Annotated in this window: 14 protein-coding genes; 10 read left to right on the forward strand and 4 right to left on the reverse strand. The window is 75.1% G+C overall.

The window, feature by feature from the left end:
- The first annotated feature begins 22 nt into the window (after positions 1-22).
- From ACFV4N_RS17810 to ACFV4N_RS17825, 4 genes are read left to right on the forward strand one after another with little or no spacing between them, the layout of a single operon-like run.
- Entirely contained in the window at positions 23-1015 is a 993-nt protein-coding gene (locus ACFV4N_RS17810) for a carbohydrate ABC transporter permease (protein WP_499673658.1), read from the forward strand.
- Positions 1012-1833 carry a carbohydrate ABC transporter permease gene (locus ACFV4N_RS17815; protein ID WP_499673631.1) on the forward strand — a complete coding sequence of 274 codons (822 nt, stop codon included), beginning with the start codon at positions 1012-1014 and terminating at the stop codon, positions 1831-1833. The genes ACFV4N_RS17810 and ACFV4N_RS17815 overlap by 4 nt, the downstream gene beginning before the upstream one ends.
- Before the next feature lie 6 nt (positions 1834-1839).
- Positions 1840-3264 carry a glycoside hydrolase family 3 protein gene (locus ACFV4N_RS17820; RefSeq protein ID WP_499673632.1) on the forward strand — a complete coding sequence of 475 codons (1425 nt, stop codon included), beginning with the start codon at positions 1840-1842 and terminating at the stop codon, positions 3262-3264.
- Between the two features lie 12 nt (positions 3265-3276).
- The gene (locus ACFV4N_RS17825) at positions 3277-4320 is read left to right on the forward strand and encodes an SIS domain-containing protein (RefSeq protein WP_499673633.1); all 1044 of its coding nucleotides are present in this window, start codon (positions 3277-3279) and stop codon (positions 4318-4320) included.
- A gap of 377 nt (positions 4321-4697) precedes the next feature.
- On the opposite strand, the gene nagA is transcribed toward ACFV4N_RS17825, so the two are convergent.
- Positions 4698-5852 carry an N-acetylglucosamine-6-phosphate deacetylase gene (gene nagA / locus ACFV4N_RS17830; protein WP_499673634.1) on the reverse strand — a complete coding sequence of 385 codons (1155 nt, stop codon included), beginning with the start codon at positions 5850-5852 and terminating at the stop codon, positions 4698-4700.
- A 251-nt stretch (positions 5853-6103) separates the two neighbouring features.
- Between nagA and ACFV4N_RS17835 the strand changes: the two genes are divergently transcribed.
- Positions 6104-6778, forward strand: a complete 675-nt coding sequence (locus ACFV4N_RS17835; protein ID WP_499673635.1) for a FadR/GntR family transcriptional regulator — start codon at positions 6104-6106, stop codon at positions 6776-6778.
- Positions 6779-6827: 49 nt separating this feature from the next.
- Here ACFV4N_RS17835 and ACFV4N_RS17840 read toward each other — a convergent pair whose 3' ends face one another.
- Together ACFV4N_RS17840 and ACFV4N_RS17845 are read right to left on the reverse strand one after the other, a co-directional pair.
- Positions 6828-7760, reverse strand: coding sequence for an N-acetylglucosamine kinase (locus ACFV4N_RS17840; RefSeq protein ID WP_499673636.1), 933 nt, complete (start codon positions 7758-7760; stop codon positions 6828-6830).
- Positions 7761-7871: 111 nt separating this feature from the next.
- Complete coding sequence (locus ACFV4N_RS17845) at positions 7872-11189, reverse strand: S8 family peptidase (protein WP_499673637.1); 3318 nt, start codon at positions 11187-11189, stop codon at positions 7872-7874.
- Between the two features lie 133 nt (positions 11190-11322).
- On the opposite strand from ACFV4N_RS17845, the gene ACFV4N_RS17850 reads away from it, so the two are divergent.
- The 5 genes from ACFV4N_RS17850 to ACFV4N_RS17870 all read left to right on the forward strand — a co-directional run bounded on the left by ACFV4N_RS17850 (position 11323) and on the right by ACFV4N_RS17870 (position 16047).
- Positions 11323-12177, forward strand: coding sequence for a fumarylacetoacetate hydrolase family protein (locus tag ACFV4N_RS17850; protein ID WP_499673638.1), 855 nt, complete (start codon positions 11323-11325; stop codon positions 12175-12177).
- On the forward strand, positions 12177-13208 hold the full coding sequence (locus ACFV4N_RS17855) for an enolase C-terminal domain-like protein (protein ID WP_499673639.1): 1032 nt from the start codon (positions 12177-12179) through the stop codon (positions 13206-13208). Before ACFV4N_RS17850 ends, ACFV4N_RS17855 begins: the two co-directional genes overlap by 1 nt.
- On the forward strand, positions 13205-13951 hold the full coding sequence (locus ACFV4N_RS17860) for an SDR family NAD(P)-dependent oxidoreductase (RefSeq protein WP_499673640.1): 747 nt from the start codon (positions 13205-13207) through the stop codon (positions 13949-13951). Before ACFV4N_RS17855 ends, ACFV4N_RS17860 begins: the two co-directional genes overlap by 4 nt.
- Positions 13948-14862, forward strand: coding sequence for an aldo/keto reductase (locus tag ACFV4N_RS17865; RefSeq protein WP_499673641.1), 915 nt, complete (start codon positions 13948-13950; stop codon positions 14860-14862). Before ACFV4N_RS17860 ends, ACFV4N_RS17865 begins: the two co-directional genes overlap by 4 nt.
- A 90-nt stretch (positions 14863-14952) precedes the next feature.
- Positions 14953-16047, forward strand: a complete 1095-nt coding sequence (locus tag ACFV4N_RS17870) for a serine hydrolase domain-containing protein (protein WP_499673642.1) — start codon at positions 14953-14955, stop codon at positions 16045-16047.
- Here the strand turns inward: ACFV4N_RS17870 and ACFV4N_RS17875 are convergent.
- Entirely contained in the window at positions 16044-16682 is a 639-nt protein-coding gene (locus ACFV4N_RS17875; protein ID WP_499673643.1) for a DUF3159 domain-containing protein, read from the reverse strand. The genes ACFV4N_RS17870 and ACFV4N_RS17875 overlap by 4 nt on opposite strands.
- Positions 16683-16722: the final 40 nt, after the last annotated feature.

The raw sequence follows: 16722 nt of genomic DNA on the forward strand, positions 1-16722 counted from the left end.
TTTTTTTATAAGATACTGGCGATTGACGGCGGTGGACCCGCCGGGCGCCGGGGTCCCGACTAACCCCTCGTCGGCACCGCGGCGTGCCGCGCGTCCGGGCGGCGCACCGCGCCGTCGGGCTGGCGCCTTCGACCGGGCGCTGCCCTACCTGCTGCTGGCCCCCGCGCTGGTCGCCATCCTGTGGCTGATCGGCTGGCCGGTCCTGTCCGTGCTGGTGACGAGCTTCCGCAGGCTCAACCTGCGCGAGCTGACCCGCGGCGAGGTCGTGTGGACCGGCTTCGACAACTACGCCGAGATCCTGTCCGACCCCGAGTTCTGGGCGATCGCGGTGCGCACGGTGGTGTTCACCGTCGCGGTGGTGGCGGCGTCCGTGCTCGCCGGCCTGCTGATCGCGCTGCTGATGCGGCAGATCAACCCGGTGGTCAGGATCGTGCTCCAGGTCGCCATGCTGCTGGCGTGGGCGATGCCGCTGCTCGCGGCCACCACCGTCTACCAGTGGATCTTCGACCAGCAGTACGGCATCCTCAACAAGACCCTGGTCAAGCTCGGGTTCGACGGCTTCGCCGGGTTCTCGTGGTTCTCCACGGGCACGTCGACGCTGGCCGTGATCGGGCTGCTGATCGTGTGGCAGGCGATCCCGTTCCTGGCGTTCTCCCTGTACGCGGGCGCGATCGGCATCCCGAAGGACCAGTACGAGGCGGCCGGCATCGACGGCGCGTCGGCGTGGCAGACGTTCCGCGCGGTGACGTGGCCGGAGCTGCGGCCGCTGCTGCTGATGGTGACGTTCCTGTCCCTGCTGTGGGACTTCAAGGTGTTCACCCAGATCTGGGCGATGCGCAAGGGCGGCCCGGACGGCGGCAGCACCACGCTGCCCGTCTACCAGTACCTCGTGGGCATCTCGCAGAGCCACTTCGGCGTGGCGGCGGCGGTGTCCGTGGTCATGGTCGCGCTGCTGGGCCTGCTGACCTTCCAGTACCTGCGCCGGCTGGTCCGTTCCCAGGAGGGGTCGCTGTGATCGCCAAGAAGGTGGCCGCGAACGCGGTCGCGCTGCTGGTGGCGCTGTTCTTCGCGTTCCCGACGTACTGGATGGTCGCCACCGCGCTCAAGCCGCGCAGCGAGCTGCTGACCACCGGCTACGACCTCATCCCGTTCTCGGTGACGAACGCGAACTTCACCACCGCGTGGACGAAGCCTGGCTTCCTCGGCGCGCTTGGCAACAGCCTGCTGGTGACGCTGACCGCGGTGCTGGCGGCGCTGGTGGTGGGCCTGCTGGCGGCGGTGGCGCTGTCCCGGCTGCGGTTCCGGGGCCGCAAGGGCTTCGTGATGATGATGCTGGTGGCGCAGATGGCGCCGTTCGAGGCGCTGCTGATCCCGATGTTCCTGATGATGCGGGACCTCGACCTGCTCAACCGGCTGCCCTCGCTGACGCTGATCTACTTCGCGGTGACGCTGCCGTTCTGCGCGTGGACGCTGCGCGGGTTCGTCAACGGCATCCCGCTGGAGCTGGAGGAGGCGGCGATGGTGGACGGCTGCGGCCGGTGGGGCGCGTTCCGCCGGGTCACGCTGCCGCTGCTGGGCCCGGGCCTGGTGGCCACCTCGGTGTTCGCCTTCGTGACCGCGTGGAACGAGTTCCTGTTCGCGCTGTCGCTGATCCGGGACCAGGACCTCCAGACGCTGCCGGTGTGGCTGTCGGGGTTCCAGACCGCGTTCGGCACCGACTGGGGTGGCGCGATGGCGGCTTCGGCGCTGTTCACGCTGCCGGTGCTGGTGTTCTTCCTGATCGTGCAGCGCAAGATGGTCACCGGTGTCACGGCCGGTGCGGTGAAGGGGTAGGACCGGATGTCGTTGCACCGGCTCGCGCAGGGTGTGCTGCTGCCGGGGTTCCACGGGACCTCGGCGCCGGACTGGCTGGTCAAGCGGGTGGCGGACGGGCTCGGCGGTGTGGTGCTGTTCGGCCGCAACGTCGTGGACGACGCGCAGGTGACCGCGTTGGGCGCGCAGCTGCGGTCGGCCCGCGCCGACGTGGTGATCGGGATCGACGAGGAGGGCGGCGACGTCACCCGGCTCGACGCCGGGCACGGGTCGGAGGTGCCGGGCAACCACGCGCTGGGCGCGGCGGGCGACCCGGCGCTGACCCGGGCGGTGGCGGCGTCGATGGCGGCGCGGCTGGCGGCGTGCGGGGTGAGCCTGAACCTCGCGCCGTCGGCGGACCTGGTGCTGACGCTGGACGACCCGGTGATCGGCGTGCGGTCGTTCGGGTCGGACCCGCGGGCGGCGGGCGCGCACGTGGCGGCGTTCGTCGAGGGGATGCAGGCGGTGGGCGTGGCGGCGTGCGCCAAGCACTTCCCCGGCCACGGCGCGTCCACGGTGGACTCGCACGCGGCGCTGCCGGTGCTGCCGCGGACGGCGGCGGAGCTGGCGGAGGTCGAGCTGGTGCCGTTCCGGGCGGCGGTGGAGGCGGGGGTGCGGTCGGTCATGACCGGGCACCTCGTGGTGCCGGAGTGGGGCCCGGAGCCCGCCACGCTGAACCCGGCCGCGGTGCGCGTGCTGCGGGAGGACCTGGGGTTCACCGGCGCGGTGATCACCGACGGGCTGGACATGAAGGCCGTGGGCGGCGACCTGGCGCAGGGGTCCGTGCGGGCGCTCGTGGCCGGCGTGGACGCGCTGTGCCTGGGCGGCGAGCCGCTGGACGACGACGGGCTGCGGTGGCTGGTGGACGCCATCGTGGCCGCGGTGGAGTCCGGGGTGCTGCCGCCGGAGCGGTTGGAGGAGGCCGCGCGGCGGACGGCCGCCCTGGGGACGCCGCCGTCGGCCGTGGACGGGCACGACCCGTCGCTGGGGTTGGCGGCGGCGCGGGAGGCCCTGGAGGTGCGCGGGTCGCTGCGGCTGTCGGGACCGCCGGTGGTGGTGGACCTGGCGGTGGAGCCGTCGATCGCGGTCGGCGACGTGCCGTGGGGGCTCGGGCCCTACCTGGAGGAGCTGGTCCCGGGCACGACGGTGGTCGCGTCGGCGTCGGCGGAGGAGGTCGCGGCGGCCGCCGGCGACCGCCCGGTCGTGGTGGTGACGCGTGAGGCACACCGCTTCCCCTGGGCTCGCGACGTGGTGTCGTCACTGGTTAAGATTGGTCTAGACCTTGTGCACGTCGAGACCGGCGTGCCGGGTCCGGACCTGGGCGCCACCGCCCGCGTCGACACCCACGGCGGCTCCCGGGTGTGCCTGCGCGCCGCGGCAGAGCGCATCGCCGCCGCCACCTCGTCCCGGTAGGGGGAATTCCCGATGAGCGAGCACCAGCCCGGCGCCCACATGGCGGCCGAGATCGCCGAGCAGCCCCGCGTCTTCGCCGACCTCGTCGCGAGGCGCGCCGAGATCGCGTCGGTCGCCGAGGTGATCTCGGCGCGGCGGCCGCGGTTCGTGCTGCTGGCGGCGCGCGGGTCGAGCGACCACGCCGCGCTGTACGCGAAGTACCTGACCGAGGTGCTGCTGCAACTGCCGGCCGGGCTGGTGTCGCCGTCGACGACCACGCTGTACGGCGCGCAGCCCGACCTGCGGGACGTGCTGGTCGTGGCGGTGTCCCAGTCGGGCGGTTCGCCGGACCTGCTGGAGGTCACCGAGTCGGCGCGGGCGCGCGGCGCGCTGACCGTAGCGGTGACCAACACGGCGTCGTCGCCGCTGAACGCGGCGGCCGAGCTGGCGGTGGACGTCGGCGCGGGCGTCGAGCGGGCCGTGGCGGCGACCAAGACGTACTCGGCGACGCTGCTCGCGCTGTACCTGCTGGTGGACGCCATCCGCGGCGGGAACGGCGCGGCGGCGGCGCCGCTGGGCGACCTGGCGTCCGCGACGCTGGAGCAGTCGTCCGACGCGGTGGCGGAGGCGGTGCGCCGGTACCGGTTCGTGGACCGGGTGCTGACGACCGGGCGCGGGTACTCGCTGCCGACCGCGCTGGAGTCGGCGCTGAAGCTGGCCGAGACCTCGTACCTGGCGGCGCGGGCGTACAGCGGGGCCGACCTGCTGCACGGCCCCGTGGCGGCGGTCGACGCGGAGACGGCCGTGCTGGCGGTGACGAGCGCCGGGCGCGGTGGTGACGCGATGCACGAGGTGCTGGACGCGGTGCACGGGCGCGGGGCGGACGTGGTGGCCGTGGGGTCGGGGGCGGACAAGGTGTCGGCGGCGCTGCGGATCCCCGTGCCGGAGACGGCCGAGGAGGTGGCGCCGGTGCTGGAGGTGCTGCCGGTGCAGCGGGTGGCGCACGGGCTGTCGCTGGCGCGCGGCGGTGACCCGGACAGCCCTCGCGGGCTGAACAAGGTGACGCGGACCAGGTGACCTGGGCCAGGTGACGCGGACCAGGTGACCCGGGGCGACCGCGACTTTCCCGCCTGACCTGCCGCTTCAGCCCCTGTCCACAGGACCGGGAGTTGTCCACAGACCCGAGCGCGGCCCACCGATCCCGTCGGTGGGCCGCGCTTGGATTGATTCGGGGGCTGCTCAGTTCGCCCGAACGCTGAACTCGGGTGTCCCGGGCGTACGACACGGGTGTCCTGAACGTACGACTCGGTGGTCTTGAACGTATGACTCGCGCTACCCCAGTGGACGACTCGCGCTACCCGAGTGGAGGACACGCGGTGTCGGAGTGGAGGACACGCGCGGGGGGTGGGGCGCCGGTCCGGGGGTGGGGGGCGGACCGGCGCCCGGAGGTGGGGTTACTGGCCGGCGGCCAGGCCCACGGTGGCGGTGTTGAGCGGGGTGCGGGTGGCGTCCAGGTCGCGGGTGCTGTCGTAGGCGACCTCGCCGTCGATCCAGACCTTGCGGGGGCGGAGGTCCTCGTCCCACCAGACGAGGTCGGCCACCGCGCCCGGCTCCAGGCGGCCCAGGGTGGGTTCGCCGATGGCGTCGGCCGGGATGATCGTGGTCGCGGCGAGCGCATCCGCGACGTCGACGCCGACCGAGACGATGTTGCGCACGGCCCGGTCCAGGGTCAGGGCGCTGCCGGCGATGGTGCCCTCCGGCGAGCGCGGCACGCCGTCCTCGGTGAGCAGGACGTCCGCGCCACCGAGCTGGTAGCGGCCCGGCGGCATGCCGGCGGCGGCCACCGCGTCGGTGACCAGGGCGACCCGGTGGCCGGCCGCGTTGAACACCAGGCGGCAGACGTCCGGGCCGACGTGCGCCAGGTCGGCGATCAGGCCCAGGGTGAACCGGTCGTCCACCAGGGCGACGCCGGGCACGCCCGGTTCGCGGTGGCCGAGCGGGCGCTGGGCGTTGAACAGGTGCGTCACCATGCGGGCGCCCGCCTCGGCGGCGGCCCTGGTCTGCTCGCCCGTGGCGTCGCTGTGGCCGACCGCCACCAGCACGCCGGCGGCGGCGAGGCGGCGCACCGCTTCCAGGCCGCCCGGCTGCTCGGGCGCCAGGGTCACCATGCGCAGGGCGCGGCGCAGCACCTCGTCGTTCAGGAGCAGGTCGATCTCGGCCGGCCCGGGCGCCACCATCAGCGCCGGGTCGTGCACGCCCGCCCGCTTCGGCGACAGGAACGGCCCCTCCAGGTGCACGCCGAGCGGCTTGGCGCCGGCGTGCTCGGCCAGGGTGGCCGCCGCCGCCAGCACGGCGTGCGCCTGGCGGATGGCCACCGGCACCGGCGCGGTGATCAACGTCGGCAGGAAGCGCGTCACGCCGGTCTGTGGGAGCGCTCTCGCCACCGCGGCCATGCCCTCGGGGTCAACCTCGGCGAAGTCGACGCCGACCGCCCCGTTGACCTGCACGTCCACCAGGCCCGGGGTGAGCAGGCCGTCGGGCAGCACCTCGGCGTCCCCGGGCGGAGCGCCCTGGATCACCTCGACGATCCGGCCCGCGCTGATGCGCACGCAAGCGGGACCGGTGATGGTGCGACCGAACAGTGCTCGCGGAGCTGCGACAACCGTGTCCAAGGTCCCCTCCTCAAATGGTCCAGACCATTATGGCCGCAACAGGCGGACACGTCACGTATGGTTATAAGATAACGGAATAAACTGGCAGTAGGTTAATGTTCACCCTGCCGGTCCACCCCCGCGCCCCGACGCCGTGGGCCCATACTTGGCGCCAGACATCCGAGGTCTATGGACGAGTCGAGGACGCCGTGGCAGTTACCGACGACGCGATCCTGCGCGTCAAGGAGATGATCGTCTCCGGGGAGCTGAAACCAGGGGACCGGCTGCCGCGCGAAGCCGACCTGGCCGAGCGGCTGGGGCTCTCGCGGAACTCGCTGCGCGAGGCGGTCAAGGCGTTGTCGCTGGTCAGGGTGCTGGACGTGCGCCAGGGCGACGGCACGTACGTGTCCAGCCTGCGTGCCGACGACCTGCTCGGCGCGCTGTCGTTCGTGCTCGACCTGCACCGGGGCGAGGACTCGGTGCTGGAGGTCCTCCAGGTCCGGCGCATCCTCGAACCGGCGGCGGTGGCGCTGGCGGCCCAGCGGGTCGGGTCGGAGGAGATCGCCGAACTGCGGGCGCTGTGCGACACCGCCGAATTCGCCCGAACGGTGGACGAGCTGGTCGAGCACGACCTGGAGTTCCACCGGGCCATCGCGCGGTGCTCGGGCAACGCCTACCTCGCCCGGCTGCTGGACACGCTGGCCGGCCCGACCGTGCGGGTTCGCGTGTGGCGCGGCATCACGCAGGCGGGCGCGGTCGCGCGGACCGTCGCCGAACACCGCTCGATCGTCGACGCGCTCGCCGCGCACCAGCCCGAACTGGCCCGGTCCTGGGCCACGGTGCACGTCGCGGGCGTCGAGCAGTGGTTGTCCGAGCTGACCTGATCCGGACCCGGTCCGGCCGGTCGACCTCGCTCGCGAGCGGGCCGGGGTTTCAGGTCGGTCGGGGGGCGGACTCGCCCAGGACCCGCACCGCCGCGAGCCACGCCGCGCCCGCCGCGCCCTCGGTGGCCGTCCGCACCGGGGCCCCCGTGCGGGTGGCCAGCTCCCGCTTCAGGCGTGAGCCGAGCGACCGGGTGTGGACCAGGCCGCCCATCAACACGATCGGGGTGGTGTCGCCACTCCTGCGGGTGGATTCGGCCAGGGCGGTCAGGTGTTCGACGGCCCCGGTGATGATCCGGTCCGCCGACGGCGCGGCGGCGTGCGCCGTGACCAGCGGGGCGTAGCCGGCCAGGTCGACCGGTGGCGCGGCGTTCGCGGCGGTGATCAGCCTGCGCCAGCGGTCGCGCGGCGGGCCCTCGGGGACCCCGGCCCGGCGCAGCACGGCGGCGGCGAGGCCGTCCACCTCGTCCCGTTCGAGGGCCAGCAGGGTGGCGCGCACGGCTTCGCGGCCGAGCCAGAACGCCGAGCCCTCGTCGCCCAGCAGCCAGCCGTAGCCGCCCGAGGTCGACACCAGCGCGTGGTTCTCGATCCTGGCCGCGATCGAGCCCGTGCCCGCCACCACGACCGTCCCGTCCGGGGTGTCCGAACCGGACGCGAACGCCGCCTCGCAGTCGGTCACCACGCGCAGCGGGCAGCGCAGGCCCGCGTCGCTCCACGCCGCCTCGAACAGCTCGCCCACCGCCGGGTCCGACAGCACCTTGCTCGACCCCGCCATGCCCAGGACGCCGGCCTCCACCCGCGCCGGGTTCAGGCCGTCCAGCGCGGCGGTCAGGGCCTGGCGGACGTGCGTGGCGGCGAGGGCGGGCGGGAGCGAGTTGGGGTTCGCGCCGCCCGCGACGCCCGCGCCCAGGCGGGTGCCGTCCAGGTCCAGCACCAGGGCCCTGGTGCTCGTGCCACCCGCGTCCAGACCGACCACGAAGCTCATTCGCCAGAGTATGCCGATCACGAACGGGGAATCGGCACGACCAACCGGGTGCGCCCGACCTGCCTCTCCGTGATCGGGGTCGGGCGGGGTCGGGCGCCCACCGGGCGCCGGTCAGCCCGCCGGTTCCAGCACCTGCGCGCGGTCGCCCGTGGCGTTGTGGTGGTGCAGCAGCAGGAGTCGGCCCGGCCGGTCCGCCGGCTCGCGCACCACCTCCAGCTCCGCGCCCGCCGTGGCGGTGAACGACCAGCCGCCGCGCAGGGACAGCCCCGGGCGCAGCGGGTCGAACGCCATCGGCTCGGCGATCCGGTCGACCAGCCCCGCCTCGTTGCCCGGCGCCGGGTACTGGCCGGACACCCCGGCCGTGTAAGCCAGGCGCGCGGACCCCGACGCCGGGTCGATGCCGAGCGCGGTGAGCGCCACCGGCAGCACCACGACGTCGCTGTCCATCAGGTTGGTGTCGACGTCGCCGTGGTGGCCGTTGAGCGGTTGCTCGTCCACCACCTCGCCGTCGGCCACCCGGGTGGTCCGGGCCAGCCACACGTCGGCGGTGACCGCGCCGAACGCGTCGGTCGGCTTGACCGCCTCCACCACGTAGTCGTGCGCGCCGTCGCCGTTGGTGTCCACCCGGATCCACGGGGAGTTCGCCGCGCCGAGCGTCACCCAGTTCCGCCAGGTCGCCACGCCGAACGCCAGCAGCTCGCCGTCCGAGGCCGCGCCGACGTACCGGAGGTCGCCGCCCCTCGCGGAGGCGTTGAGGGCGCAGTCGACCTTCACCTCGCCGGCGCAGTCGGGCAGCTCCGGGCTGGTGCCGTGCAGCTCGAACGCGGTCATCAGCGACCGGTACGCCTGGTCGCCCCCGCCCTGGTCGAGCGCCCGGCCCACCAGCCGCACCGCGCCGCCGCCCAGGTCGGTCGCCTCCACGTCCGCGACCGGTTTCGGCGCCGCGTACACGGGGACGCGCAGCTCCGACCCGCCCACGCGCGCCACCACCCGGCCGGACGCCTCGGCCAGGAACTGCCTGGCCCGGTCCGCCTGCCGCTTCTCGACGGTCGGGTCGGCGGTCTTGCGCAGCTCCCCCGGCTCGACGCGCAGCGTCACCTCCGCCGTCGCCGCCTGGCCCGGCGGCACCACCAGCACCGGCGGCCACAGCCGGAAGTCCGCGCCCGGCACGGTGGTCGCCGGCTCGTAGGACAGCCGGGCCGTGCGCCAGGCGGACGACTTGTTGACCACCTCCAGCACCTTGGTCAGCTCCACCGGCGCCGCCGCCTCGACCGGGCCGAACGTCACGCCGACCGCGCCCGCGTCGTCCCGGACCATCGCCAGCACGTCCGTCACCACGGCGTGCGCCGCGTCCACCCGGCCCGCGCCGACCCGCATCGGGGCCTCGGGCGTGCCGGCGGCGTGGTCGTCGCCGTCGGTCACCACGCCGCCCGCGGTGTTCACCACCGCGGCCTTGACCTCCCTCACCGACCAGTCCGGGTGGGCCTCGCGGACCAGGGCGGCGATGCCCGCCACGTGCGGCGCGGCCATCGAGGTGCCGCCCAGGCTCGCCGAGCCGGTCCCCGTGCCGACGGCGGCGGACAGGATCGTGTCGCCGGGCGCGGACACGTCGGGCTTCGCCGCGACCGGGCCGCGCGCGCCGCGCGACGAGGACGGGGTCATGGTGTCCGCCAGCTCGGGCGTGGTGGTCGGCGAGGCCTCGCGCAGCGCGCCCGCCATGCGCACCCGCAGCGTGCCGGCGTCGAGGGCGGGGCGGACGTCGCGCGTCGCGGCGGCGGTGAACTGGAAGACGGGGATGCCCTCGTTGCCCGCGATGGCCGCCTTGAACGCGGGGCTGGTGGCCGGCAGCAGCACGCCCTCCGCGCCCGCGGCCTCGGCGTGGTCGGTGCGGGGACCGGAGCCGCACTCGCGGGTCGCGTCGTCCTCGTCCCACTCCAGCCAGACGAACCGCCCGGTGAGGTCCTGGTCGATCGGCGCGCACCCGTCGGCGTTGGCGGCGTCCGCGACCCCCACCACCGGCAGCTCGCGGTCGAGGGAGCCGTAGCCGGTGTAGCCGACGCTGTACTGGCCGGACCGCAGCACGCCGTCCGCCTCGACGCCGTCGAGGAGCGTGAACGCGTCGCGCGAGTTGGCCACGGCCAGCGCCTCGGGCGTGTTCGCCGGCGAGCCGCCGACGTCGTAGAAGTCGCCGCCGTTGCCCGCCGCCGCCACGACCACCACGCCGTGCTCGACGGCCTTGCGCACGAACAGGGCGTCCGGGTCGTCCTGCGCGCCGAAGTCCGCGCCCAGGGACAGGTTCACCACGTCGAGGCGGTCGCCGAAGTCGCCGTCGCCGTCGGGGTCCAGGGACCAGTCGAGGGCCGGGCCGACCAGGGAGGTGGAGCCGGAGCAGCCGAACACCTTGAGCGCGTAGAGCCGCGCCCCCGGTGCGGCGCCGGGGCCGATCGCCAGGCCCGCCAGCGCCTCCGGGGTGAGGGAGGCGTGGTCGCCGTCGAACGTGGAGCCGTCGGCGTTCACGCCGTACCCGGCGGCCGTGCCCGCGACGTGGGTGCCGTGGCCCTGGCAGTCCATCGGGTTGGGGTCGGGGTTCGGCGTGGCGCGGTCCGGGTCGTTGGAGTCGTAGTCGTCGCCGGCGAAGTCGTGGCCGCCGACGACCTTCGCGGTCGGCGTCCACGGCGCGGCGCGGTCGACGGCGTCGTAGGCCTCCGGGGTGCCGGGGCCGCCGAAGTCGGCGTGCGTGTAGTCGATGCCGGTGTCGACGATGCCGATGCGCGTGCCCTCGCCGCGCCGGCCGACGTCCCGCCACACCCGGTCGACGCGGGTGAGCCGGGCGGCGGCGGCGTTGTGGAGGACCTTGGGCACGGTGGGCCGCACGGCGCGCACGTCGGGGCGGCCGGCCAGCTCGCGGAGCCGCGCGGCGTCGGCGGTGACGATCACGCCGGGGACGGCGTTGCGGGTGGTGGCGACCTGGCGGGTGGCGCGGTCCGCGCCGCGCAGGGCGGCCAGGACGCGGCCGGCGACGTCGTCGGTGACGTGGCGGGCCGCGAGGGCGGCGGCGGCCGGGTCGCCCGCGCCCCGGGCCCGCTGGTCGCGGTAGGCCTTGGCGGCGGGGGTGGTGGCCAGCTCGACGAACGCGGTGACGGGCCCGGTGGCGCGGGCCAGGGCGGGCGCGACGCGCGGCCGGTCGGTCGCCGGCTCCTCCCCCGGCACGGGGCGGGCGGGCCCGGTGCCGGTGCCGGTCCCGGTGCCGCCCGGACCCGGGCCGACGCGCGGCAGCTCCCGGCCGCTGTTGGCGGGGGACGGGTCGGGCAGGCCGGCGGGCGCCACCGGGTCCGGTACCGCGACGAGCGAGAGGAGCACCAGGGCCGCGGCCGTCGCACAGGTCGCGGCGGTGGTGGCGGGAGACCGCCCCGCGCGGTGGTGGTTCATCTCGTCCTCTCGCTGTCGTCCCCGGCCCGCCCCGACCGGGATTCATCGGACCGCTATTCGGAACCCCTCTGGACGGCGACCGCGCGCAAGCGCTATACATCCGATGTGTCGACCGACTTCGAGGAGGTCTGCCGTGCAGCTGCTGCGTCTGGGACCGGCCGGTTCCGAACGCCCCGCCGTCCGGGCCGACGACGGCGCCACGTACGACCTGACCCCGTTGACGGCCGACGTGACGGGCGACTTCCTAGCGGATGACGGCATCGCGCGCGTGCGCGCCGCGCTGGCGGGTCGCGAACTCCAGCCGATCGTGGCGGAGGGGGTGCGCGTCGGACCGCCGGTCGCGAACGTGGGCAAGATCGTCTGCATCGGCCTGAACTACCGGGACCACGCCGAGGAGACCGGCGCGCCGGTCCCGGCCGAGCCGGTCGTGTTCCTCAAGACGCCCGACACGATCGTGGGACCCCACGACGAGGTGCTGATCCCGCGCCGCTCCGCCAAGACCGACTGGGAGGTCGAGCTGGGCGTGGTCATCGGCCGCACCGCCCGGTACCTGGAGTCGACCGAGGAGGCGTTGGCCTGCGTCGCCGGGTACACCATCTCCCACGACGTGTCCGAGCGGGAGTTCCAGATCGAGCGCGGCGGGCAGTGGGACAAGGGCAAGAACTGCGAGACGTTCAACCCGCTCGGGCCCTGGCTGGTGCCCGCCGACGAGGTGGACGACCCCCAGGCGCTGGGCCTGCGGCTGCGCGTCAACGGCACGCCGCGCCAGGACTCGTCGACCAAGAACATGATCTTCCCGGTGGCCGAGCTGGTCCGCTACCTGAGCTGGTTCCTCGTGCTGCGGCCGGGCGACCTGGTCAACACCGGCACGCCCGCCGGCGTGGCGCTGGGCCACCCCGAGCCCAAGCCCTACCTGCGCGCGGGCGACGTGGTGGAGCTGGAGATCGACGGGCTGGGCGCGCAGCGGCAGACGTTCGGGCAGGCGTGATGGCCCGGGTCGTCGGCCTCGACGTGCTGGACGTCAGGTTCCCGACCTCGCGCGGGTCGGCCGGTTCGGACGCGATGAACCCCGACCCCGACCACTCGGCCGCGTACGTGGTGCTGCGCGCCGACCGCGGCCCGGACGGCCACGGCCTGGTGTTCACCATCGGCCGGGGCAACGACGTGCAGGCCGCCGCGATCCGGGCGCTCGCGCCGCTCGTCGTCGGCCGGGCCGTGCCGGAGACGGCGCAGGACCTGGCCGCCCTGGTCCGGGACGGCTACCCCGCCTACACGACCTCGCCCGGCCGGCTCGGTCACTCCGACGACGAGCTGGCCGAGCCGGCCCGGCGCGCGGTGGCCGACGGCTTCGACATGGTCAAGGTCAAGGTCGGCGGCCCGCCGGCCGACGACGTGCGCCGGCTGCGGCTGGTCCGCGAGGTCGTCGGCCCGGACGTGCGCGTCGCGGTGGACGCCAACCAGCGCTGGGACGTGGGCACCGCCGTGGCGCGGGTGCGCGAGCTGGCCCCGTTCGACCCGTACCGGGTCGAGGAGCCCACCTCGCCCGACGACGTGCTCGCCCACCGGGCCATCGCGCGGGCCGTGCGGCCGGTCAAGGTCGCGACCGGCGAGCACGTGCCGAACCGGGTGGTCTTCAAGCAGCTGCTCCAGGCCGACGCGGTCGACGTGGTGCAGATCGACGCGTGCCGGGTCGGCGGCGTCAACGAGAACGTGGCGATCCTGCTGCCGGCGGCCAAGTTCGGCGTGCCGGTGTGCCCGCACGCGGGCGGCGTCGGCCTGTGCGAGCTGGTGCGGCACCTGGCGATGTTCGACTTCGTCGCGGTGTCCGGCACCACCGAGGGCCGGGCCGTCGAGTGGGTGGACCACCTGCACGAGCACTTCACCGACCCGGCCGAGGTCCGGGGCGGCCGGTACCGCGCGCCGACCGAACCCGGCTTCTCGGCGCGCGTGAAGGAGCGGTCCCTGGCCGAATTCCGCTACCCGGACGGTCCGGTGTGGACGAACCTGGAGGCGCGGTGAGCGATTTCGAGGGCCTCGTGGCGGTGGTGACCGGCGGCGCGTCCGGCATCGGCCTGGCGACCGCCCGGCTGCTCGCGGACCGGGGCGCGACCGCCGTCGCCCTGGACCTGCACCCGGAGGTGGACCCGCCCGTGCACGGCATCCGCGCGGACGTCGCCGACGACGGGTCGGTGCGCGCCGCGGTCGCCGAGGTGGTCGAGCGGTTCGGGCGGCTCGACGTCCTGGTGAACAACGCGGGCGTCGGGGCGCAGGGCGACGTGGCCGCGAACCCCGACGCCGAGTGGCTGCGGGTGCTGGACGTCAACGTGCTCGGCATCGCCCGGGTCACCCGCGCCGCGCTGCCCCACCTGCGGGCGTCGCCGGCGGCGGCGGTCGTGAACACGGGGTCCATCGCGGCCTGGGCGGGCCTGCCGCAGCGGGCGGTGTACTCGGCGAGCAAGGGCGCCGTGCACGCCCTCACCCTGGCCATGGCCGCCGACCACGTGCGCGAGGGCATCCGGGTCAACGCGGTGGCGCCCGGCACCGCCGACACCCCCTGGGTGGGCCGCCTGCTCGACGCGGCGCCCGACCCGGTCGCGGAGCGGGCCGCGCTGGAGGCCAGGCAGCCCCACGGCAGGCTGGTCACCGCCGAGGAGGTCGCGGGCGCGATCGCCCACCTCGCCAGTCCCCGGTCCGGCTCCACCACCGGTACCGTCCTCGCCGTGGACGGCGGTATGCACGGCCTGCGGTTGCGCCCGCGATGAGGGGCGTCGCGCTCACCCGCCTGGGGTTCGGCGGCGGCCCGATCGGCAACCTGTTCACCGAGGTGTCCGACGAGGACGCCGCCGGCGCCCTGGAGGCCGCCTGGGACGCGGGCATCCGGTACTTCGACACCGCGCCGCACTACGGCCTCGGGCTGTCCGAACGGCGGCTGGGCGCGTTCCTGCGCACCCGGCCGCGCGCGGGGTTCGCGGTGTCCACCAAGGTCGGTCGCGTGCTGGAGCCGCACGACGGCGGCGGCGACGACCGGGCGCACTCCTTCGCCGTGCCCGCGACCCACCGGCGGGTGTGGGACTTCAGCGCGGACGGCGTACGCCGCTCCCTGGAGTCCTCTTTGGACCGCCTCGGGCTGGACCGGGTGGACGTGGTGTACGTGCACGACCCGGACGACCACTGGGAGCAGGCCGTCTCGGAGGCCGTGCCCGCCCTGGTCGAGCTGCGCGCCCAGGGCGTCGTGGGCGCGATCGGCGTGGGCATGAACCAGTGGGAGATGCCCGCCCGGTTCGTCCGCGAGACCGACCTGGACGTGGTGCTGCTCGCCGGCCGCTACACGCTGCTCGACCGGTCCGGCCTGGAGCTGCTGGAGCTGTGCGCCGCGCGGGGCGTCCCCGTGGTCGCGGCGGGCGTGTTCAACTCGGGCCTGCTCGCCGCGCCGGCCGCCGACGCCACCTACGACTACCGCGACGCGCCGCCGGAGCTGGTCGAGCGGGCGCGGGGCATCGCGCGGGCGTGCGAGCGGCACGGCGTGCCGCTGCCCCTGGCGGCCCTGCGGTTCCCGCTGCGGCACCCGGCCGTGGCGTCGGTGCTGCTGGGCATGCGCACCGCCGCCGAGGTCCGCGCGAACACCTCGGGCGCGGAGGTGCCCGAGGCGCTCTGGGTGGAGCTGGGGCCGTGACCGGCGGCCGCGCGTGCGGGATCACCCTGAGGTGAATCCCCGGGTCGGTCCCGGATGATCTTCGCGTCGCCGGGCGGCAGCCTTCCCGGCATGAGAAAACTCCTGATGGCGCCCGTGGTCGTCGCCCTGGCGGTCGCGCTCGTCCCCCCGGCGTCGGCCGCGACCGTGCCGGCGCTGGACCGGGACGCGCTGCGCGCCGCCGTGTCCTCCCTGCCCGACGACGAGGTGAGCGGCGCGCTGGTGCGCGTGTCCGGCAGCCGGGGCCACTGGCGCGGCTCGGGCGGCGTGGCGCGGCTCGGCACGCGGCAGCCCGTGCACCCGGACGGCCGGTTCCGGGTCGGCAGCATCACCAAGCTGTTCACCGCCGCCGCCGCGCTCAAGCTCGCCGGCTCCGGCCGGCTCGACCTCGACCGGACCGTGCAGCACTACCTGCCCGGCCTGCTCACCCCCGACTTCAAGCCCGTCACCGTGCGGCAGCTGCTCAACCACACCCACGGCATCGCCGGGCACGAGCTGCCGCACAAGGACCCTGCCTGGTTCCTGGAGCACCGCTACGACACCTTCGTCCCGCGGGAGGTGGTGGAGCTGGGCGTGGCCCGCGGGCCGCGGTTCGACCCGGGCGCCCGCCAGGAGTACGGCAACGCCGGCTACCTGGTCGCCGGGCTGGTGATCGAGGCGGTGACCGGGCGGCCGTACGCGGACGCCGTGCGCGACGAGGTCATCCGGCCCCTGGGGCTGCGCGACACGTACCTGCCCGGCGCCGACCCGCGCATCAGGGGCGTGCACGCCCGCGGCTACGAGCGCACCGCGACCGGCCACGTGGACGTCACCGAGGCCAACCCGACCCTCCAGTGGGCCGCCGCCGAGGCGATCTCCAGCGCGCCCGACCTGGACCGGTTCCTGGCCGCCCTGCTGCGCGGCGACTTCCTGACCCCGGCGCAGCGCGCCGAGCTGCTGGACGTGCCGGACGTACCCGGCGCGGCGCACGCCCTCGGCATCACCCGGATCGAGCTCGCGCCCGGCCTGGTCGTGTGGGGCAAGAGCGGCGACCGGCCCGGCTACAACAACGGCGTGGCGGGCACCCTGGACGGGGAGCGCGCGCTGGTCTACTCGGTGAACACCCTGCGCATGGGCGGCGACCAGCCGGACGCGGCGGTCCGGATCATCACCGCCGCGTTCTCCTAGTCCCGCTCGCGGGGGTGGCGCAGGCCCGGGTGGTCGTCGGGCAGGGCCCGGCGCAGCACCCACCAGCTCACCGCGACGCACGCCACCTGGAGGGGCCAGGTCAGGGCGACCCGCATGACGCCCAGCAGCACGACCTGGCCCGCCAGCCACAGCGCGCCGAACACGACCACCCGCAGCAGGTACTGGCCGACCCACGGCCACGACGCGAGCCGGTAGGCGCGCAGCAGGTCCGGGTCGCGCCGCCAGCGGAACCTCTGCCCGGTCAGCAGGCCGACGACGACGCCCAGCAGCGGCCACCGGACCACGACGGACGCCGCCCAGACCAGCGCCGACGCCGCGTTCAGGAAGACCTGGAGCAGGAAGAAGTCCTCGGGCCGGCCGGTGCGCAACGCGACGTAGGCCGCCAGCACGACCAGCGCCACCGACACCAGCAGCGCCCGGGGCCGGGCGCCCCGCGCCACCCGCACCACGCCCACCACCACGCCGCAGGCCACGGCCGCCGCCGCGCCCACCGCGACCGAGTGCCCGGCCAGCAACCAGCCCAGCACGAAGGCCGTCGGCGGCAGCGAGGCGTCCAGCGCACCACCCCGACCGCCCAGCAGCGAGGCCAGCGAGTCCTGACGCGTGTCGGTCATGACCCCAGGGTGCCTTAGGCGACCCTAAGCGGGGTAGCGA

The organism is Actinosynnema sp. NPDC059797 (genome assembly GCF_042732085.1).
Taxonomy (GTDB): domain Bacteria; phylum Actinomycetota; class Actinomycetes; order Mycobacteriales; family Pseudonocardiaceae; genus Actinosynnema.